This is a genomic window from Lapidilactobacillus achengensis (genome assembly GCF_003946655.1).
Classification (GTDB): domain Bacteria; phylum Bacillota; class Bacilli; order Lactobacillales; family Lactobacillaceae; genus Lapidilactobacillus; species Lapidilactobacillus achengensis.
Genome location: NZ_RHOV01000009.1, coordinates 67,913 through 88,907, shown reverse-complemented (window position 1 = coordinate 88,907; position 20,995 = coordinate 67,913). Strand labels below are relative to the sequence as shown.

22 protein-coding genes are annotated in these 20,995 nt (G+C 50.4%); 5 read left to right on the top strand and 17 right to left on the bottom strand.

Annotation, left to right across the window (positions count from 1 at the left end; translation table 11 throughout):
- Positions 1–647 precede the first annotated feature (647 nt).
- The 3 genes from EKM94_RS12380 to EKM94_RS06860 form a co-directional block, all read right to left on the bottom strand.
- Positions 648–791 carry a hypothetical protein gene (locus tag EKM94_RS12380; RefSeq protein ID WP_164511142.1) on the bottom strand — a complete coding sequence of 48 codons (144 nt, stop codon included), beginning with the start codon at positions 789–791 and terminating at the stop codon, positions 648–650.
- 139 nt (positions 792–930) lie between these two features.
- Entirely contained in the window at positions 931–1,197 is a 267-nt protein-coding gene (locus EKM94_RS06865; protein WP_125599485.1) for a hypothetical protein, read from the bottom strand.
- 86 nt (positions 1,198–1,283) lie between these two features.
- Positions 1,284–2,288: an NAD-dependent epimerase/dehydratase family protein gene (locus EKM94_RS06860; RefSeq protein ID WP_125599483.1), complete on the bottom strand. Its 1,005-nt coding sequence runs from the start codon at positions 2,286–2,288 to the stop codon at positions 1,284–1,286.
- 95 nt (positions 2,289–2,383) lie between these two features.
- Between EKM94_RS06860 and EKM94_RS06855 the strand changes: the two genes are divergently transcribed.
- A complete protein-coding gene (locus EKM94_RS06855; RefSeq protein ID WP_125599480.1) occupies positions 2,384–3,028 on the top strand; it encodes a TetR/AcrR family transcriptional regulator in 645 nt (214 codons plus the stop codon).
- 65 nt (positions 3,029–3,093) lie between these two features.
- Here the strand turns inward: EKM94_RS06855 and EKM94_RS06850 are convergent, their stop codons facing one another.
- Together EKM94_RS06850 and EKM94_RS06845 are read right to left on the bottom strand one after the other, a co-directional pair.
- Positions 3,094–3,306: a hypothetical protein gene (locus EKM94_RS06850; protein WP_125599477.1), complete on the bottom strand. Its 213-nt coding sequence runs from the start codon at positions 3,304–3,306 to the stop codon at positions 3,094–3,096.
- A 5-nt stretch (positions 3,307–3,311) separates the two neighbouring features.
- Positions 3,312–3,665: a hypothetical protein gene (locus EKM94_RS06845; protein ID WP_125599474.1), complete on the bottom strand. Its 354-nt coding sequence runs from the start codon at positions 3,663–3,665 to the stop codon at positions 3,312–3,314.
- Positions 3,666–3,985: 320 nt separating this feature from the next.
- Here EKM94_RS06845 and EKM94_RS06840 point away from each other — a divergent pair, with 320 nt between their 5' ends.
- Entirely contained in the window at positions 3,986–4,276 is a 291-nt protein-coding gene (locus EKM94_RS06840) for a hypothetical protein (protein ID WP_125599472.1), read from the top strand.
- Here EKM94_RS06840 and EKM94_RS06835 read toward each other — a convergent pair.
- From EKM94_RS06835 to EKM94_RS06820, 4 genes are read right to left on the bottom strand one after another with little or no spacing between them, the layout of a single operon-like run.
- On the bottom strand, positions 4,273–6,609 hold the full coding sequence (locus tag EKM94_RS06835; RefSeq protein WP_125599469.1) for a glycoside hydrolase family 65 protein: 2,337 nt from the start codon (positions 6,607–6,609) through the stop codon (positions 4,273–4,275). The genes EKM94_RS06840 and EKM94_RS06835 overlap by 4 nt on opposite strands.
- Positions 6,610–6,619: 10 nt before the next feature.
- Positions 6,620–8,125, bottom strand: coding sequence for a PTS transporter subunit EIIC (locus EKM94_RS06830; protein WP_125599466.1), 1,506 nt, complete (start codon positions 8,123–8,125; stop codon positions 6,620–6,622).
- Between the two features lie 24 nt (positions 8,126–8,149).
- A complete protein-coding gene (locus EKM94_RS06825; protein ID WP_125599463.1) occupies positions 8,150–8,641 on the bottom strand; it encodes a PTS sugar transporter subunit IIA in 492 nt (163 codons plus the stop codon).
- Positions 8,628–9,062: a hypothetical protein gene (locus tag EKM94_RS06820; RefSeq protein WP_125599460.1), complete on the bottom strand. Its 435-nt coding sequence runs from the start codon at positions 9,060–9,062 to the stop codon at positions 8,628–8,630. Before EKM94_RS06820 ends, EKM94_RS06825 begins: the two co-directional genes overlap by 14 nt.
- Positions 9,063–9,313: 251 nt before the next feature.
- Here EKM94_RS06820 and EKM94_RS06815 point away from each other — a divergent pair, with 251 nt between their 5' ends.
- A complete protein-coding gene (locus EKM94_RS06815; RefSeq protein WP_125599457.1) occupies positions 9,314–9,511 on the top strand; it encodes a hypothetical protein in 198 nt (65 codons plus the stop codon).
- A gap of 14 nt (positions 9,512–9,525) precedes the next feature.
- Here EKM94_RS06815 and treR (EKM94_RS06810) read toward each other — a convergent pair whose 3' ends face one another.
- From treR (EKM94_RS06810) to EKM94_RS06780, 8 genes are all read right to left on the bottom strand, one after another.
- Positions 9,526–10,209: a trehalose operon repressor gene (gene treR, locus EKM94_RS06810; protein WP_125599455.1), complete on the bottom strand. Its 684-nt coding sequence runs from the start codon at positions 10,207–10,209 to the stop codon at positions 9,526–9,528.
- A gap of 620 nt (positions 10,210–10,829) precedes the next feature.
- A complete protein-coding gene (locus EKM94_RS06805; RefSeq protein WP_125599452.1) occupies positions 10,830–13,160 on the bottom strand; it encodes a glycosyl hydrolase family 65 protein in 2,331 nt (776 codons plus the stop codon).
- 137 nt (positions 13,161–13,297) lie between these two features.
- The gene (locus tag EKM94_RS06800) at positions 13,298–13,519 is read right to left on the bottom strand and encodes a hypothetical protein (RefSeq protein WP_125599449.1); all 222 of its coding nucleotides are present in this window, start codon (positions 13,517–13,519) and stop codon (positions 13,298–13,300) included.
- 260 nt (positions 13,520–13,779) lie between these two features.
- Positions 13,780–13,953, bottom strand: a complete 174-nt coding sequence (locus EKM94_RS12375) for a hypothetical protein (RefSeq protein ID WP_164511141.1) — start codon at positions 13,951–13,953, stop codon at positions 13,780–13,782.
- Positions 13,954–14,009: 56 nt separating this feature from the next.
- Positions 14,010–15,527: a PTS transporter subunit EIIC gene (locus EKM94_RS06795; RefSeq protein ID WP_125599446.1), complete on the bottom strand. Its 1,518-nt coding sequence runs from the start codon at positions 15,525–15,527 to the stop codon at positions 14,010–14,012.
- A gap of 13 nt (positions 15,528–15,540) precedes the next feature.
- Positions 15,541–16,029 carry a PTS sugar transporter subunit IIA gene (locus tag EKM94_RS06790; protein ID WP_125599443.1) on the bottom strand — a complete coding sequence of 163 codons (489 nt, stop codon included), beginning with the start codon at positions 16,027–16,029 and terminating at the stop codon, positions 15,541–15,543.
- Positions 16,030–16,056: 27 nt separating this feature from the next.
- Complete coding sequence (treR, locus tag EKM94_RS06785) at positions 16,057–16,761, bottom strand: trehalose operon repressor (protein WP_125599440.1); 705 nt, start codon at positions 16,759–16,761, stop codon at positions 16,057–16,059.
- 680 nt (positions 16,762–17,441) lie between these two features.
- Positions 17,442–18,638 carry an MDR family MFS transporter gene (locus EKM94_RS06780; protein WP_125599437.1) on the bottom strand — a complete coding sequence of 399 codons (1,197 nt, stop codon included), beginning with the start codon at positions 18,636–18,638 and terminating at the stop codon, positions 17,442–17,444.
- A gap of 583 nt (positions 18,639–19,221) precedes the next feature.
- Between EKM94_RS06780 and rsgA the strand changes: the two genes are divergently transcribed.
- A complete protein-coding gene (gene rsgA, locus EKM94_RS06775; protein ID WP_125599434.1) occupies positions 19,222–20,292 on the top strand; it encodes a ribosome small subunit-dependent GTPase A in 1,071 nt (356 codons plus the stop codon).
- A 192-nt stretch (positions 20,293–20,484) separates the two neighbouring features.
- Complete coding sequence (locus tag EKM94_RS06770) at positions 20,485–20,760, top strand: CD3324 family protein (protein ID WP_125599431.1); 276 nt, start codon at positions 20,485–20,487, stop codon at positions 20,758–20,760.
- Positions 20,761–20,995: the final 235 nt, after the last annotated feature.

Below are 20,995 nucleotides of genomic sequence, written 5' to 3'. Positions count from 1 at the left end.
GGTCGGGCTGGGGGTGGTGGAACGCGGCGGGCACGACTTGAAGCTTTTCGGAAAACCACCGAAAATCTTCAAGCTCGGCCTTATTGTAGGCGATAAATCGCCAACAATAATATCGCGGCTGACTCACCCCCAGCCCGACCTTCCGCCAAACGAGTAAACAGCCCACCAACGCCAGAGTGTGAACCGACCTGGTCAGCTTCTGAGCATTAGCCTAGCAACTATTTTGGAGGCCGGTCTATGCCTCCAGAATAGTTGCGTAGCTATGCGGAAGAAGCTAGGTCGGTGAACACGTTTCAACGCCACGCTCCGCTCCAGCCGCTCAACGTTATAACAGCCGTTTGAGCACTCACGCCAGTTGGCAAGCTATGGTCAATTGATGAGAATCCCCGCAATTGACAACCGTGGTTAGTGGTTACCAGCTTTAAATTTGTGACACCAGTACAGTCTACTTGATGAACAAACCTAGAACTCGGTGAATCGGCTGAATCTGTCGGGTTCCCACTCGTGGATTGTTAAGAAAACAAGTAGAGACGTTCGGTCTACGTAAAGTGTCCCAACCTCTTGATACAATTCCGTTGATGTTGCTGTACCACCCCACAAAGGGCGATTGTTTGACCTCAATCTTGCAAAACCACTTCGTCAGATATTCAGCTTCGATTGCAGATAGGCTCTATTCTGCCTAGCAACCGCCTCAGGACGTGTGGCTCAGCGGTGAAATTGTCCTTTGCGGCTCTGCCGCTTAGGACAAGGCTCGATTTGAAGACAATTCCCGCTTTTGGAATTGGCTTCAAACGACGCCCACCGCGTTCCAGCCACGACAAACGTCCTGAGGCGGTTGCGTCCCCATCGAAACCCACCACGCCTGCAATCAAGCGCAGGTTCAAGAACCGATCCCAGACTTTCGGAATCCGTTGGCATTGCAGTACCACCTTAAAAGCGGGTGATTGTTTGACCTCTAGCTTGCAAAACCACTTCGTTAAATCCTTCGCCTTGATTGCAGATAGGCTCAATTCTGTTCAGCAACCGGCTGGGACTGCGCGGCTCAGTGGTGAAATTGTCCTTGGCGGCTTTGCCGCTTAGGACAAGGCTCGATTTGAAGACAAGCCGCGCACTTTGCGGATTGGCTTCAAACGACGCCCACCACGTTCCAGTCCGCAACAGCAGTCCCAGCCGGTTGCGCTCACGCGCAACACCCACCAAACCCCGCCATCAAGCGCAGGTTCAGAAAGAGAAATCCACCTTTTCAAATCAACTCAAAACACACCACCACGGCGGTGTGTTTTTTACTGCACCAGACCCAGCGCGAGCAACGCCTTGGCCGCATCAAGCACGGTCTGTTCAGGCGAATGCTGCGTCCAGCCCAGTTCAGATTCCGCCGCTTGGGTGGAATGTCGCGCCCGGCGATCGAGCATGGGAACTAGCGTGCGCAAACTGGGAACGAATTTCGCGGCGGTTTTGGTGACCCAGTTGGGCAATACCCGCACTTTGATTTTCAGCTCGGGAAAGTTGGTCTGATAGAGTGTAGCAATGTCCGCCATGGTCAGTTCCTGTGAAGCCGCCAAATAGCGCTTGCCGCGGGCGTTGTCGTGCTCGAAAGCCAGGCGATGCAGCGTGGCCAGATCGCGCACATCACTGATCTCCATGGGAACGCGAGGGAGCGCCAGTTGTCCTTGCAAGAGACGCAATAGAATTTCATTGGAGCTCATCGCCTTTTCGCTCATGGCCGGGCCAAAGATCGCGCCCGGCAAAATCGTGGTCAAAGCCAGATTATTTTCCTGGGCAAAAGTCCAAGCGGCTTGTTCAGAGGCCACTTTCGAAATGCGATAGGGATCCAAATCAGGGTTGTTGATGTCCGTCCAAAAAGATTCGTCCAATAAGGCCGCGCTACCAGTTGCCGGCGTCGAAGCGGCTTCAGAGCTGGTCATGACGATCCGGTTGACCCCAACGTCCTTGGCCGCGCGCAACACATTCAAGGCGCCATTCTTCGCGACGTTGACTAACTCCGCGGCCGTTTCGGTGCCGTGGCCCAAGGGTGACGCCACGTGAATGACACCGGCGCTGCCTTTGATGCCCTCACGCCAACCCGCAGCCTGAGTCAAATCCGCTTCGAAAAATGACAGGCGGGCAATGGCGTCTGGCGCAACCTGCTGTTTTAGTTCGTGTCTAATTGAATCCGCCTTGGCCAATGAGCGCACACTGGTCGCAACTTGATACCCATGATCTAGGAAATCCTTGATCACCCAACTGGCCACAAACCCAGAGCCACCGGTAACGACTACTTTTTTCATAATGATTTACCTCTTTATTTTTAAATTAGACAAATAATACAACATATTGTCTAATTTGTAAATATGGTTTATAATATTTTTGGGAGGAATAATCAATGAATACTAAAGAAGAACTCGCTATCCGCTTGAACCACGTGGTTTTGATCAACGGCTTCCAAACATTATCCATGGCCAAACTTGCCCAAGCCATCAACGTGAGTCGCGCCACCCTGTACATTTATTTCAAAAACAAGGACGAAATCGTCGCCGCCGTGGTTGACCGCCATCTAAATTTCATCCAGAGCCACCCGGTGCCAGCGCGCTTCCAACCGGCCGGCTACCCCGCCACTTTGGTGAATGCCCTCTTGTTGTTCGGCTCGACCACCGCCACTTTTACCGGTGAGTTGCAGCGTTATTATCCCCAACACTACGCCGAATTTGTGGCCGCTTATGATCGCTACTTCGCCGACCTGGAGCGCTATTATCGCCGCGCCCAGAACCGTGATTTCATTGACAAGCAATTTCGCCCCGATTTTTTACTTTTCCAGAATCGGACGGGAATCCAGGCCATCTTAGCGGCTGTTCGCCAGAAGGAGATCGAGCTCGGGCAGGCCGAGGTCTATCTCAATGAGCTGTTCACGTTGCAGTTGCTAGGATTTCTGACGCCCACCGCTAAAAGTCAACTGGAATTGAGCACGGTGCAACCTCTGATCGATAAAATCATGGCCGAGTTTCGCGCGACTTACTCGCTGATCGGGTGAGCATGAAGGTTTATAGTGTGTCCGCAGCTTGCGCTGCGAAATTCGGGGTGAGCTCGCTGTGGGCGTCACTTTGAGCTTCGCAAAACCACGCGAATCTCAAAGCTGAGCCTTGGTCTAAGTGGCATAGCCACTAAGACCAATTTCACGGCGATCTCACCCCGAATTTCTCCGCTCCAGCCGCTCAACGTTATAACAGTCGCTTGAGCACTCACGCCAACCGGCAAGCTATGGTCAATTGATAGAGATCCACGTAATTGACGACCGTGGTTAGTGGTCACCAGCTTTAAATTGGTGACACCAGTGCAGTCTGTCTGATGAACAGAGGCGAGTTCTTGATGAATCGGCCGAATCGGTCGTGTTCCATGCATGGATTTCTACGGAAACAAGTAGAGATGTTCTGCTTGCACAAAATGTCCCGACCTCCTGTCGGGGTGAGCTCGCTGTGGGCGTCACTTTGAGCTTCGCAAAACCCGCGAATCTCAAAGCTGAGCCTTGGTCTAAGTGGCAGAGCCACTAAGACCAATTTCACGGCGATCTCACCCCGAATTTCTCCGCTCCAGCCGCTCAACGTTATAACAGCCGTTTGAGCACTCCCGCCAGCTAGCCAGCTATGGTCAATTGATGGGGAACCCCGCAATTGACGGCCGTGGTTAGTGGTTACCAGCTTTAAATTGGTGACACCAGTACAGTTTATCTGATGAACTCAGGCAAGTTCTTGATGAATCAGCTAAATCGGTCGGGTTCTAAACAGGGATTGTTAAAGAAACAAGTAGAGACGTTCGGTCTACGTAAAGTGTCCCGACCTCCCAATCCGAATCCGTTGGCATTGCTGTACCACCCCAAAAGTGGACGATTGTTTGACCTCTTACTTGCAAAACCACTTCGTCAGATATTCCACTTCGATTGCGGATAGGCTCAATTCTGCCTAGCAACCGGGTCGGGCCATGCGGCTCAGCAGTGAAATTATTCTTTGCGGCTTTGCCGCTTAGAATAAGGCTCGATTTTGAGACAAGCCGCGGGTTTTGCGGATTGGCTCAAAACGATGCCCACTGCGTTCCAGCCGCACAAATGGCCCGACCCGGTTGCGCTCACGCGCAACACCCACCCACACCCGCAATCAAGCGAAAGATCAAGAATAGAAACCAAACGCCTAAATCAATCAACCACAAAAAAGCCGGGAGCGCTGCTCCTGGCTTTAGGCAAATCAAAAAGACGTCGGCCAACAAGCGCCGACGTCTTTTTTCCTAGAAACGGGGATTCAGGACGATCTGTGCGGGACGGCCCGCGGTCAGATGGATCCGATTCTCCTGGACGATCACGCAAAGATCGTGATCGGTCGTTAACGTTAATTTGCTGTTCTGGAAGTTGAAACTTAGCCAAGTATCCCGGAATCGTTGCTGGAAACTCAAGCGCCGCCATGATCGCGGAATCTGCGGTTCGATGATCACCTGACCTTCAAAATACTTGATCCCAGCAAAGGCGTGCTCGATCACCGCTAGCGTGCCGCCCATGACGCCGGTGTGGATGCCCTCGGCGGTGGTGCCGCCTTGGATGTCATCGTAATCGGAGCGGATGGCGGTGACGAGGTTTTCTACGGCGTGGTCCAATTCGCCGAGGATCACGTCAACGCTGGCGAAGACGGGGCGGGAAACGGTGGAGCCGTGAACGGTGCGGGCCAAATAGTAGTCGCGATTGCGGCGAAGCCAGTTGCGCGGTAACCGATATCCCAGTTGGTTGACCAGTTGATGCATCATTTTCTCACCGAGATTGTACACGGCCATTAAGGTGTCCGCCTGTTTGTTGACTTGATAATCATTGGGCGACTTGCCTTCCGATTTCAAGATCCGATCGATCCGGTGAATGTCACCGTACTTTTCGTGATAAGCGGCGAGGTCCAGTTCCTTCAAAGCCAGATAGTGCTGATACTGTTCGATCACGCCTTGATCATCAATATAGATGGTCAAATTGTTGGCCACATCGCTGGCTTTTTGGAGGAGGTGGTGGCTGAAGTCGGTTTCGTGACACGCGGCCGCGAAATCTACTTCGGGATGATGGCGCAATTCTGAGAGCCAATTCAAGGACCACACGAGCATAATGTTGGTGTAGGCATTGTCGTTGACGCCGGGTGAACTGGCGCCGGGGTAGCCTTCGTGGAATTCGTCGGGCCCCATGATGCCACTTAAATGGTAGCGTTCGCCGTCATAGGTCACCTTACTCAGCCAGAACTTGCTAGTTTCCAGCAACACCTTCAACCCGCCGTCGTTGAGCAGATCGTAACGCCCGGTGACTTGGGTGTAATACCAAATGTTATAAACGACCGCCAAGGAAATGTGGCGTTGTAGCCGGGAATTGTCTTGGTACCAGCGGTGGGTGATCGGATTGAGATGGATCACTTGGGACTGTTCATCGCCGTACATCGCCGATTGCCACGGGTACAGCGCCCCCACCTCGTGTTGGGCATGGGCGTTTTTGCGGGCGGCTTCCAGACGTTTCAGCCGGTATTGCAGAATATCATAGGCGGTGTCCGGGTCCATTTCCGCGTAATATGGGATCAAGAACAATTCATCCCAGAAAATATGACCGCGATAACCCTCCCCAGTCAGCGCCCGGGAACCCACCGACGCGTCCAGATCTTGATTCGCCAAATGTTGCGCCGCTTGATGTAAGTGGAAGACGTTCATCCGCACCAAGCGTTGCAGATCGGGATCATCATTTTCGATTTGAACATCGGCGCGCCGCCAGAATTCGCGCCAATGCGCTTGACTGGTCGTTTGCACCCGGTCGAAACTACTCCGCGCCAATTCCGCCTTAACTTCCGCCACCGGATCGGTGGTTTCATAACTGGTGGCCACGACCATCGTCCGCTCAAAGGTGAATTCTTCGCCGGCTTCCAAGGAAACCACCGCTTGGTCGATCACCGAATGTTCCGGATACGTCGTTGTGAAAGTCACCTGTTCACTGGTCGTGCGCGCCCCGACTACCAGATCTAATTCTGATTTCAGTGTCCGCGCTTGTAAAATGTGCTCGCCGACTTTAGTGATTTTGAACTCTTGGCTATTGAACTCACGATAACGGGCCACGTTCTGATTCTGGATCAGCCCGTCAACCACCCCTTCGATCGTCACTTGGGCCGCGAAGTCCAGATGAAAACTGATTTTTTCCGCTAAGCAATGATAATGGACCGGATCGACCACCTTCAAGGTGTCCACGAACAATCGACCTTGGGGTAAGGCGTATTCAAAGTGCTCGGTCAGATTGCCCCGATCCATATTCAAACAGGAGCAGCGCTGATCATAGTCAACGGTCAACGGTTGATGATCGATGAACAGCCGGATCAGCTGGGGATTGGGCAAATTGACCATGTCCTCGTTAACGATATCGCGATGATTGACCTGCGTGGTGGTTTGATTGAAGATCCCCGCCACATACAAGCCCGGATAATGGTCGTCGCTATATTGAGCCAGCACCGGTGCGCCGCGCCAACCCAAGTAACCATTGCCCAACGTTAAGATCGATTCCTGACCGTAAGAACGCGGTCCATTGGGAATATTCTGATACTCGATTTGCCAATCTGTAATCATTTTAAGCTCCTTATTCTGCCGGTTTGAAAACATTCTTCTTTTGCGCACCCTTGACTTTATCTAAGTCAGCATCACTGAAGCCCCAAAGGTAAACGCAGGTGAAGGAAACGACGATGGTGATCACCGACGCGATCAAGTAGATCCAGATATTATTCGGATTTTGCGCCGAGAAGAAGGATGGGAAGCCGATCAGCGAGCCGGAGAAGCCGAACATATCGATATGGAACAAGCCGGCGACGAAACAGCCCACCGCGCTCCCGATGCTGGACATCCAGAAGACGTGGCCATATTTCAAGTTGATCCCATACATCGCCGGTTCGGTCACACCCGCAAATCCGGATAAGGCGCCGGCCATCGCTAACCCTTTGATATCAGCGTGTTTTGATTTCGCCCAAACCGCCAAAGCGCCAGCTGCTTGCGCGATCATGGTGAAGTTGATCAAGCCGTTCAAAACCGAATGCCCGGTCATGGCAATGTCGTTGGACACGATCGGAACGATCATCCAGTGCAAACCGAAAATAACCAAAGTTTGGTAGAAACCACCTAGCACCAGCCCAGCGATGGCTTCGTTGGCCGTTACCAAGAAGTTGATCACCGCCGCAAAGCCTGCCGAAATCATCGAAATAACCGGTCCCATCAAGACTAAGACCACGCTGGCCACAATGAACAAGGTGAACAACGGCTGGAAAATCGAACGCAAACTCAGTGGCAGGACTTTTTTCAGCCAATTGCCCACTGGTCGCGCCAACCACGCCGCGAAAATAATTGGGAAAATCGAGTAGGTGTATTGGGGAATGTGGATCGGAAGTCCGAAGAAGGTGGCGTTCAGCGGAATCCCCAATAACGTTGCCATACCCTTAGTTGGCGCTGCCCATAACGCCGCGATGGACGGATGAACCAGCACTCCCGCGATGGCCGCCACGGTGATCGGCTCGGAATGGAGTTGTTTCGCCGCGGTATAACCGACGAGGATCGGCAGGAAGTAGAAGGTCGAATCGCCCATGGCATTGATAATAACGAACGTTGTCGACTTGGTGTCGATCCAGTGCAGATTAGAAGTAAATAATGTCAAAAAACCTTTTAAGATACCTGAAGCGGCTAACAGGCCAATGATCGGGATCATCGAGCCAGTGATCGTGCCGATCAACAACTGGAAGCCACGAACGATCCAGCCCCAAAGATTGGTTGGCCGGGCCGCTTTCGCCTGAGCTTGCGTGGCTTCGACAATTTCCCGCGTCGCCGCGTCGTCAACCACATCATCACCAAGTTGGGCGATCACCGCGTCATAAACATCTTCGACAGCCGGACCGATCACCACTTGATATTGCCCCAAGCCAGCGTTATAGATCGCCCCCGCGACCCCATTCAAATTGGTCAATTTGGCGTTATCCGCCTTGGTCTCGTCCTTCAGGTAAAAACGCAACCGCGAGATACAATGGATCACTTTGTTGACATTACTTGGCCCACCAACATATTTAATAATGTCGGTGGCCAATTGCGTATAGTCTTGAGCCATTTTCTTTTCCCCCTATGACTGTGACTAAGCCTTCGCGCTTGCTTTGCCCAGCAAGTCGCCAAGACCAACATGTTGATAATCGACATCAAGCGCCGCCAGATTCGACTGGGAATTGGTGATCAAAACCATCACCGTTTGATCCAGTTGCGCCGCTTCGATTTGACTCCAGTCCACCGAAACGACCTTATCCCCACTGGCGACTTGCTTGCCCTGCTTAACATGAACCTTGAACGGTGCCCCCTTCAACCCGACAGTATCGATCCCCACGTGCACCAGGAATTCTAGGCCGTCATCACGCCGAATCCCCAGGGCGTGACCTTGCGCGATCATCACTTCGCCACTGACCGGCGCGACCACCGCCGACTCGTCCGCGTCAGGCATGATGGCGAAGCCTTCGCCCATCATTTTCTGCGCGAACACCGGGTCGGAAACGGTGCTCAGTTCGATCACTTGGCCGCTGACCGGCGCGAAGATATTGTCGGTGTGCACAAGTTCTTTTCTCTTAAGGTGTAACATTTTGAATCCCCCCATTTTGATCCTGAAGCATGGTACCAACGAATTTGACCCCCTGCGACAAAATGACCCTTGGCAACTTTGGTTGAGATAGCTTGAAGCTGGTTAAAAGTAGATTGGCCGCAGCTTGCGCTGCGCGATTCGGGGTGAGCTCGCTGTGGGCGTCACTTTGAGCTTTTCGGAAATGCACCGAAAATCTCAAAGCTGAGCCTTGACCTAAGCGGTAAACCGCTAAGGTCAATTTCACGGCGATCTCACCCCGAATCGCTCCGCTCCAGCCGCTCAACGTTTTAATAGGCGCTTGAGCACTCACGCCATTTGGCAAGCTATCGTCAATTGATGGGGAACCACGCAATTGATGACCGTGGTTAGTGGTCACCAGCGTGAGATTGGCGACACCAGAATAATTTGCCTGATAAACCAAGACAAGTTCTGGACAAATCAGTCAAATCCGTTGGCCTTCACCGAAAGATTGTCTAAGGAAGCAGGTAAAATCGGGCAACCTCAGCAAAGTAGCCGACCGATTCAACCAAATCCGTTGGCGTTGCCGTACCACCTCAAAAGTGGGCAATTGTTTGACCTCTAGCTTGCAAAAGCACTTCGTCAAATACCCAACTTCGATTGCAGATCAGCGCAATTCTGTTCAGCAACCGGTTCGGGCCATGCGGCTCAGCAGTGAAATTGTCCTTTGCGGCTCCGCCGCTTAGGACAAGGCTCGATTTGAAGACAAGCCGCGCTTTTTGCGGATTGGCTTCAAACGATGCCCACTGCGTTCCAGCCGCACAAATGGCCCGAACCGGTTGCGCTCACGCGCAACACCCACCAAAACCCGCAATCAAATCCAGCATCACCAATCAACCGGTTTTTCACTGATGACGCCGGGCAAATTACAAACTACTGAACTTGTCCGCGCGATGCCGCGACTCCGTATAAGACAACACCCGGTTATCCGACAAATGCGTTTCGCTGCGCACCACCAACACCGGCACACTTTGATTGATCCCCAGATACACACAATCGTCGTATTCCGCCGGTTCGATTGCGATATGCTTGATCGCATAATCGATTTTCAAGTGCAAGGTCGATTCGAAGTAATCGAACAACGAGCGTTGCGCCACGGTCGCCGGCACTTCCGGCACGATCGCTTCATTAATGTAATCGTAATCCAAAATCACCGGTACTTCATCAACCACCCGTTTGCGCACGATCAACTGTGTCGTCAAGGCCGGCGCGCCATTGAGCAATTCCACCGGCACCGCGACGTGATCGCGAATCGAAACCAAATCATTGGTCGAGTGTAAATGATTCTGCGCGACTAATTCGTGGTAACTTTCAATCGACGAGAAAGGAAACATTAATTTCTCGGTACTGAGAATCAGACTACCCTTCCCCCGAATCGTCTGAATGTACCCCTCATTGGCCAGCAGGCGCACCGCTTTGCGCACGGTTTCCCGCGACACATGATACCGCATCACTAATTTCTGATCACTAGGCAGCAAGTCCCCCTTCTTGAACTTTTTCGTTTGGATGTCCGTCAATAAATCGTGGTAGATTTGTAAATATTTTTTCATCTTCCCGACCCCCGAGCCTATACTAGCACAGGGGAAAATCGCTTACATGATCGCGGCTCACCGCTTTCTTGAAAAAACTAGACAAGTTGGCGCCAAGCATTGCTGTTTAAACAAATTTTGAGTAGACAACTTTTTTCGCTGACTTACTCCCCAATCCTTGTAAAACGGCTCCCCCCGACTACAATTACCAAATCGATCCCCCAATCGATACTTAAAGCGCTTACAAAAACTACATAAGAAAATGCCTAAACTGAAAAAATTTAGGCATCGAACAAAATTGATCCTAACCAAACATCATCACGTCAAGCTCGTTTACTGACGAGCACTGCAAAATCGAATTACCATTTGGCAGTGACTTGATTTATTTCACCGATCAAACGCGAGCAGATCCTTATTTTCAGAACTATCTAACTGCCAATTGGTAAGTTGATTATATCACGAAGCTGTCTATTCGTCTTTTTTAACGCTTACACTGACAAAAAGTAGGCCTATTTGAAAAAACAAATAAGCACGATCACTTTTTGAATCAGGATTTCAGTAAATGATTGTGCCTATTCAGATAATCCCGCCAGCAACGATTGCCCGGTTCGATCACGCTCAGAAAGATCAAAGGAATAACTTCACATCAGCGTGATCATCAACGGTTTTTGCGCCGACAGGTGATATTGCTGCCCTTGCACGATCACTTTTGCGTCGTGATCGGCATTGATGACCACCTTTTGATCGTGGAAATCAAAGCTGAACCAAGTGCCGTGAAATTGGCGTTGGAACTTTAACTGTTGCCACGCCGCGGGGATATGGGGGGTCAAGGTGAGTTGCGCGCCAGTCAGATCTAGCCCAGCGAAACCCCGTTCGATCACGGCCAAAGTGCCGCCCATCACGCCAGTGTGAATGCCTTCTGCGGTGGTGCCGCCTTGAATATCAATATAATCGGACTTGATCGCGGTGACTAAATAATCTAAGGAGCGCTTCAACTCGCCTAAAGATAGATCGACATAGGCGAAAACCGGTCGTGAAACAGTTGACCCGTGAACGGTCCGCGCTAAGTAATAGTCACGGTTCCGTTGGAGCCAATCTTGCGGCAATTGATAGCCCAGTTGCCGAACGATCTGTTCAACTTGTTGGGCGCCCAAATTATAAACAGCCATTAAACTGTCGGCCTGTTTATCCACCTGATAGTCGTTGGAAGATTTTCCTTCGGCTTTGAGGATCCGGTCGATCCGATGGATATCACCATATTTTTTCGCGTAAGCATCTAAGTCTAGTGTCTGCAATTCAAAATAACGCTGATATTGTTCGATCACACCCTGATCATCGATATGGAGACTTAGATTGTGGGCCACATCTGTCGCCTTTTGCAAAAGTTCGGCGCTAAAATCAACAGTTTGGCAAGCTTGAGCAAATATTTCCGACTGCTGGTGGCGTAACGCCAACAACCAATTCAGTGACCAAACCAACATGATATTAGTATAGGCATTGTCCTGCAACCCACTGACTTGCGTGTGGGGATAGGCTTCATGGAACTCGTCAGGTCCCATTACCCCAGACAAGTGATAACGTTGGCCATCATAGGTGACCTTATTCAACCAGAATTTACTGGTTTCCAGTAAAAGCTGTAAGCCCCCTGCGGCCAAAATCCCTTGATCCCCAGTGACCTGAGTGTAATACCACAAATTGTAGACGATCGCCAAAGAAACATGGCGTTGTAACCGCGAATTATCCTGATACCAACGATGAGTCATTGGATTCAAATGAATGATCTGCGACTGCTCATCGCCAGACATCGCTGACTGCCAAGGATACATCGCCCCATGTTCGTACTGCGACCGCGCATTTTTTTTCGCGGCAGGCAATCTTTTCAAACGATAGTGCAAAAGCGCCGCGGCGGTTTTCGGCGTCGTCGCCGCATAATAAGGCAAGAAGAAGATCTCGTCCCAGAAAATATGACCGCGATAACCCTCACCAGTCAGGCCGCGAGAACCTACGGACGCATCCAGATCCGGATTGGCTTGGTCTTGCGCCGCTTGATGCAGCTGGAAAATATTGAAGCGCACCAACCGTTGCAGATCAGGCTCCGCGCTAGTCAATCGGACATCGGCTTTTTGCCAAAAATCCCGCCAGTGAGCCTGGCTGCTTGCTAGGATCTGTTGAAAATCTGCCGCGTCTAAATTCTGTTGAACCGTAGTGATCGGATCTTGATCCTGATAACTCGTCGCCACGGCCATCACCCGCTCGAAGGTCAAAGTCTCATTGGCAGGTAATTGGATCGTGGCCTCATCACAGATCTGCTGATCCGGATAAGTTGTCTTAAAGGTCAGCTGCTCGCTGCTACTGCGACCACCAACGACCAGCGTCACCCCAGATCGTAAGGTCCGGGCGACCAATAGTTGGCCTTGTTGTCCGGTCACCTTAAACTCTTGACTATTAAACTCACGATACCGCGCCACATTACGATTTTGGATCGTACCATCGATCAGATTTTGAATCTCAACTTTTGCCGAGAAGTCCAAACGCAAACTAACTTGCGTCGCGATCCGATGATAATTGATTGGATCGACGACTTTTTTTGTTTCCAAATAAAGGTGACCCTGTTTCGCGGGAAAAGTCAGTGTTTCCGTGAGAAAGCCTTGATTCATTTGTAAAACCGCCTGCCGCTGATCGTAATTCAGGGTCACTGGTTCTCCGTCGATCCGCAGCCGCAACAGTTGCGGATTCGGCAAATTGACCATGTCCTCATTGACGATATCACGGTGATTGACCGCCGTTGTAGTTTGATTGAAAATACCAGCGACATAAAGGCCGGGATAATGGTCGTCACTGTACGAACTCAGCAGTGGCGCCCCCCGCCAACCTAAATAGCCGTTGCCAAGAGTCAAGATCGACTCCTGACCGTAGGAGTTCACTCCCTTAGAAATATCGTGATATGCGATTTGCCAATCTGATGCTTTCATAAAAAGTTCCTCCTTTTGAATAGATACCGCGGCAAAGCCTGCGGCGCGGCAACTTTGATTGGGATTGCTTATTTGCTGTATAAAGTAGACTGGCCGCAGCTTGCGCTGCGAAATTCGGGGTGAGCTCGCTGTGGGCGTCACTTTGAGCTTTTCGGAAGGGCGCCGAAAATCTCAAAGCTGAGCCTTATTCTAAGCGGCAGAGCCGCTAAGAATAACGACACGGCGAGCTCACCCCGAATTTCTCCGCTCCAGCCGCTCAACGTTTTAACAGTCGTTTGAGCACTCACGCCATTTGGCCAGCTATGGCCAATTGATGGAGAACCACGCAATTGATGACCGTGGTTAGCAATTACAAGCATGACTTTGGCGACACCAGCGCAGTCCATCTGATGAGCAGAACTAGTTCTCAGCGAATCAACTGAATCGGTCGGTTTCCAACAAAATCCGTTTAAGTAAGTGAGATAAAGTTGGCGGCACTATCCGAAATATACCGACCTATGTCCCCGAATCTGTTGACGTTGTAGTACCGCCAAAACAGTTGGCAATTGTTTTGACCTCTAGCTTGCAAAAGCACTTCGTCAAATCCTTCGCCTTCGATTGCAGATAGGCTCAATTCTGCCTAGCAACCGGTTCGGGCCATGCGGCTCAGCAGTGACGTTATTCTTAGCGGTTTACCGCTTAGAATAAGGCTCGATTTTGAGACAAGCCGCGGGCGGATTGGCTCAAAACGATGCCCACTGCGTTCCAGCCGCACAAATGGCCCGAACCGGTTGCGCTCACGCGCAACACCCACCAGAACCTGCAATTAAACACAAAACAATCAACAGAAGCCTTAGCACAAGTCAAAAATCAATCATTGACCGCAGACTTGAAGACGTTCTTCTTTTTAGCACCCTTTTGCTTGTCCAGGTCAGCGTCTGAGAAGCCCCAGAAGTAAACACAGACAAAGGAGATCACGATAGTAATCACGCTGGCGATCACAAAGGTCCAGATGTTATTCGGATTAGATTTCGAGAAGAAGGATGGGAACCCGATCAAAGAACCGGTAAAGCCGAACATATCAATGTGCATCAAGCCGGCGACTAAGCCACCAACGGCACTACCAATGCTGGCCATCCAGAAGACCCGACCGTATTTCAAGTTGATCCCATACATCGCTGGTTCGGTGACGCCAGCGAATCCTGATAAGGCGCCACTCATTGCTAATCCTTTGATATCAGGGCGCTTGGATTTCGCCCAAACAGCTAAGGCACCAGCGCCTTGCGCGATCATGGTGAAGTTGATCAAGCCATTTAAGACGGAGTGTCCCGTCATGGCAATGTCATTGGAGACAATTGGCACGATCATCCAGTGTAACCCGAAGATAACCAAGGTCTGGTAGAAGGCCCCAATGATCAGGCCGGCGATGGCTTCATTGGCGGTAACCAAGAAGTTGATGATCGCGGCTAACCCAGCGGAAACTAAGGAGATCACTGGCCCCATTACGACCAAGACGGCACTGGCGACAATGAATAAGGTGAATAACGGTTGGAAAATCGAACGCAAACTCAGTGGCAGGACTTTTTTCAGCCAATTGCCCACTGGCCGCGCTAACCAAGCAGCGAAAATAATTGGGAAGATCGAATAAGTGTATTGAGGGATGTGGATCGGCAGGCCGAAGAAGGTCGCGTTCAACGGGATCCCCAGTAAAGTAGCCATACCTTTAGTTGGCGCTGACCATAACGCCGCGATGGTCGGGTGGACCAAGACGCCGGCGATGGCCGCCACGGTGATTGGATCGGAATGAAGTTGCTTCGCGGCGGTGTAGCCCACGAGGATCGGCAAGAAGTAGAACGTTGAATCGCCCATCGCGTTGATAATAACGTACGTGGTCGATTTGGTATCGATCCAGTTCAAGTTGTACGTGAATAATGTCAAGAAACCTTTTAAAATACCTGAAGCGGCTAGCAAGCCAATGATCGGGATCATCGAACCGGTGATCGTGCCGATCAATAACTTAAAGCCCCGCGAGATCCAGCCCCAAAGATTATGCGGCCGTTCTGCTTGCGCTTGTTCCTGAGTTGCGGCGACCGCTTGATTCGTCGCGTCTTCATCAACGACGCTACTGCCCAATTGCGCGACGACTTGATCATAAACATCCGTCACCGCAGGTCCGATCACGACTTGATACTGCCCAAGACCAGCGTTATATAACGCTCCTGCAACGCCGGGTAACGCTGTGATTTTGTCGGTGTCGGCCTTTTTCTCATCTTTCAAATAAAAGCGTAGTCGTGAGATACAGTGGATCACTTTATCAACGTTCTCTGGTCCGCCGACGTACTTAATGATATTGGCTGCCAGATCTTGGTAATTATTATCTTTAGCCATTCAAAAAATCCTCCTATTTCGCGGTGGCTTGCCCAACAACGGCGCCACTGGCGATTTGTTGATAATTGACTTTTAATTGTGCGAGATTCGTTTTAGTATTGGTGATCAGCACCATCACGGTGGGATCTAATTTCGCCGCGGTGATTTGCGCCCAGTCCACGGTCACCATTTTGGCGCCGGCCCGGACGGTTTTTCCCTGTTTGGTGTGAATGGTGAAGGGCGCGCCCTGTAAATTGACCGTGTCCACACCGATATGGACCAACACTTCCAAGCCGTCGTCGCGGCGGATCCCGAACGCGTGTCCCTGCGCCACAGTCACCTCACCGCTGATCGGCGCGACTACCACTGAATCACCTTCGTTTGGCTTGATCGCCAAGCCATCACCCATCATTTTCTGGGCGAACACCGGGTCTGACACCGTACTCAGGGACAAAACTTGCCCACCAACAGGCGCTAACAAGTCATCGGTATGCGGCGCTGGTTCTTTCTTAAAATGGAACATGATCAAGGGCCTCCTTCACTATTTTCACTATTTATGCCGGCGGGCGAACTCCACGCTACTGAATTTATCGGCGCGGTGCCGCGACTCCGTATAAGACAAAATCCGATTATCTGATAAATGCGTTTCGCTGCGGACCACCACGATCGGTGTGCTTTGATCGATCTCCAAATAAACACAATCATCGTATTTTGCCGGCTCAACGGTGATATGTTTGATCGCGTAATCGATTTTCAAGCCCAAAGTCTCTTCGAAATAATGAAAAAGAGAGTCCCGAGCCGCGGTGATGGGAACATCGGCAGCAACTTGCTCATTAACATAGTCATAATCGACGATCAACGGCTCTCCCGCCACGATCCGCCGCCGCACGATCAACTGCGACGTCAGCTCCGGCGCGCCATAAAGCAAACTGGAAGGAACCGGGACATGGTAATTGACCTGAACCAGATCATTGACCGAATCCAACCCGTTTTGCTTGACCAACTCGCGGTAACTTTCGATCGACGCCCAAGGAAAGTTCAGCCGGTCCGCATTAAGCACCAGACTGCCCTTGCCTCGGATCGTTTGCAAATACCCCTCATTGGCCAACAACCGCACCGCCTTGCGAATCGTTTCCCGGGAAACGTGATAACGCATGACCAACTGCTGGTCGCTAGGCAAGAGATCACCCTGTTGATACTTATTAGACTGAATGTCATTGAGTAAATCATGATAAATCTGCAAATATTTCTTCATCACCACAACTCCCAAATCCTAATGTAGCACGAATTGAAAGGGCTTACTAGTAACGTCCGCACCCATTTACAACAAATAACTAGACAAGTTGGGGCAAACGCCCACTGCCGCCGTCACTGCAGAATAGACAACTTTATTTTTGTAAGTGACCCGATCGACTCTGATTTCCAGAAATCAGCCAACTTAATTGACGAGAATGACGCAAGAAAAACCAGAATTGATTATTTGTGAATTCGCTGGTCGTTGATCGATTGTCGATCAAATCAAGCTAGCATCACCAACTCATCTTCATCGATCGATATTTTCTCTCCGGTCAAAAAACAAAGTATAAAGCCGGTCAAATCGCCACTGCTATTCTGCAAAGATACTGTCAAGACAATCAAAGTCAGGTTTTACTCGACGCCAAGTAGAATTTCCAACTTATTATGTCCATACGTAAAGTGTAGCACTGATTAATAAAGGTGGGGCATTTTGTGAATTATAAAAAGCGCTGCGGATCCTCATCGGACCAGCAGCGCCTTGACCTCAGCACATTTTTTTATTTTAAAAGCCAACCATATCTTGCGCCATTTCTCAGCAGCAAACAGCTACCGTAATAAAAACGAGGGCCAACTTGACTAGTTAAAGTCGGCTGATCCGCCATTGACCAGATCCTTGATGATTGGATATTGGTGCCCCGCTCATTGACCTAAGCGTCGTGGTGTCGGCGTTGGTTTTTGCTTACGGCCACTAGCCGCAAAGATCAGGACAGCTACCAAAATCAGGAGCGCGCAAAAAACAAACAGCAATGGGTAGGAGATCGATTCAATGATCAACGCGCCAACTAAAGGCCCCACCGCTCGACCTGCCGATGCCGCCATCGTGACCAAGCCCTGATACTTTCCTTTTTCTTGAAGAGCCGCGCGTTCATTGACAAAGGTCGAGACTGCGGGAAAAGCAATCACTTCGCCCACTGTCAAAACCGCCATCGCGATGACGAACCAAGCGTAGTGATTCGCGTAGATCAAAATCAGAAACGCGCTACAAACAAACGCGAAGCCTGTGTAAAGCCGCCCCCGCAAATGTTGCGATAAATAGCCATCAAAGTGAGTCAATAGTGGCTGTAAGGTTACGATCAGAACGGCATTGACCGTCCACAAAAAGCTATATGACCGCACCGACATCCCTAAGTGCAGCATATACGCGGAAATATTGCTCTGCCATTGCTCATAGCCGATCCAGGCCACGAATAGCGTCAGCAATAGCAAATAGATCGGCCATTTCTCCCGCGTCTGCTCGGCGCGATCGGTGTCGACTCGCGCACGCCGAATCGCTTGTTTTGCCTGGTTCAACTGACGGAAGGTCAACAAAGCCACGACCCAGAAAATAATGAAAAGGCCAAAAGCCGTTGCAAAAATGTAACTGATCCCTAAAGGCAAAATGAAACCAACGATCAATGAGCCAAAAACTAGGCCTAGATTACTGGTAAAATAAAGCACATTAAAAACATAACTAGGCTGATGACTTTTTATCATCGTCGCGATCGAGTTGACACAAGTCACCACGATCCCATTGCCCAAGCCCAGAATGATCAACAACACCGCATAAATCGGCCAACCATGCCAGAAAATCAAAACGCCAGCTGACGCCGCCGCGATCGTGATCCCTAATAAAATCGTTTCATACGGTCGCCAGTGATCGAACAACCAACCACCGATATAATTTCCGATCACCGTGAAGACCGAATTGATCAATAAAACAATGCCCGCGGTCGTCAACGGTTCATGCAAATACTCATGCATATAAATCGTTGTTAATGGCCAAATGAAACTGATTCCAGTGTTCGTGATCAACGAGCCCAGAAATAACCACTTTAATTCAATTGGATCCTTCCTCAAAACGCTACACCCCTTAATACGATTGATTATAGCGTAGCGCGAACCCCATTGAAAAATCAACCCATTTATACATAAAATTTTTCATAATTTGCATCGTGATCTTTTCATTTTCAATGTTTTATTCTCATCTTATTGTTTCTAAAAGCCTTTTCATTCGGCGCTCGTATTTCTTCACCTAAATGAGAATGAAGGCTACATAAACTGTTGTGGTGGCTACGGTCAACGATGCGTGTGTTAAGTCATTACTTTTGACGACGAACATTCTCATTGCCAGCGACGGCGGTTTGTGCTAATCTAGTAGCAAATACACGAGAAAGAAGAATGTTGGATGTCGGCGATTCGCTAAAGTACGCATAACGAAAGAACGGAACACAACCCGTTTATTTTGTTTTGCCCGCAAACTTTCGCGAAAACGCCGCCGCCAACTTCTCATTTAAAGAGACTGTTGAGCTAGTTTGGCGACCAGTCTCTTTTCTTTTACTCAAAATGACAACTGCGGTGGACTGGCGGCAGGGAATTTCCGGGCGAAAAACTTCAAAAAAATTAGACAAACTGACAAACTAGAAAGGAATTACAAAAAACAATGTCCCTTAACTTAACTGACTATGGCTTAACCACTCATTTTCAACAAGCCGCTGAAAATTTCCCCGACCTTTTCATCGCGCGGATCAGCGGACAACAACGCCAACAATATCGGGTGCTGACAGCACATGGGGAAGCGGCCGCCGAAGTCAGCGGTAAGCTGGTCTTTCAAGCCACTGATCCGACTGACTTTCCCGCAGTCGGCGATTGGGTGCTGCTGGATCGCGCCGATGACCAGCACGGCAACGCCATCATTCAACAAATTTTGCCGCGAACCAGCGCTTTAGCGCGACAAGCAGCCGGCAATGAAAGCAAAGGACAGATGATCGCCGCCAATATTGACCAGATCTTCATTTGCATGTCGCTGAATGCCGATTTCAATTTGCGCCGGTTGGAGCGCTACTTAACGATTGCTTGGGACAGTCAAGCCCAGCCCGTTGTGGTCCTGACCAAGGCCGATCTTTGTGACGATCTAGCCGATAAGATTGCTCAAGTCGCCGCTATCAGTATTGGCGTGGACATTATCACCTGTTCTTCTGAAAACGGTCAAGGCTTTTCAGAAATCCAGCAAGCTTTGTCGGCGGGAACCACCGGCGCCTTCATCGGTTCCTCCGGCGTCGGCAAATCCACCTTGATCAATCGGTTGCTGGGCCAAGACAAATTAGCCACCAAGGCAATCCGTGCCGACGACGCGAAAGGCCGCCACACCACCACCCACCGGGAACTTTTCCTGCTCCCCGACGGCGGTTTGGTGATCGACACCCCAGGCATGCGGGAATTACAGATCTACACCGGCGACTTGGACCGAACCTTCACCGACATCGCCACGCTGGCAACGCAATGTAAATTCAACGACTGCCAACACCAAAGTGAGCCCGGTTGCGCCGTTCAAGCCGCGCTGGCCAGCGGCGAACTGGCGCCCGAGCGTTGGGCCAGCTACCAGAAACTCCAACACGAAATGGCTTACGACGGCCTCAACAGTCGCCAATTAGAAAACGAGAAACTCAATCGGATGTTTGGCAGCCGCGGCGCCGTCAAAGACCTGCGTAAACGTGTGAAAAAGCGCCACTAACTTGAAACTTTTCCACACCGATCCAATCGACCCTGAAAACATCTAGAAAGGAACTGAACCTCCCATGACTAAAACTTACTTTGAATCGGAATCGTGCCACGCTTAGGCTATCACGATCACTAAATCTAAAGCTAGCGAAACCGGATAGTCTAACGTGATCCTAAAGCATCATCGAATTAGGAGGCGCCGATTTTGGACTACCAAAACGCAACCCGGATCTTACCTGAACACTTGATCGCAGCGATCCAAGAATATACCGACGGTGAATATCTTTACATTCCCCGTAAAGACGAGCACCGCCAGGCTTGGGGCGCGAATAAGCAAACACGACAATTGCTGGATCAGCGCAATCAAGCGATCTACCAACGTTATTGCCGTGGAACCTCTGTCAAATCCTTGGCGGCGGAATATTATTTAGCGACGAAAACAATCTACAAGATCCTGGCTAACTGTAAAAAAAATGAATAAATACAACCGTTGTGGTCAACAGCTACAACGGTTTTTGTTCGCCATGGATTCGCCAGAACAATTCTAGGTCGTTTACGCGGGTGTTTTCAGGATATTTTCATGGTAAAGTAAATTCATGAACTAAGAAATGGAGAAATGTGCATGTTAACAACAATTCCAATTGTGACCGTCGTCGCGGGGGAGGTTTGTCCCGACTGACCGCTGCAAGCCTCCCTGAAAACCCCTTAGATCACTT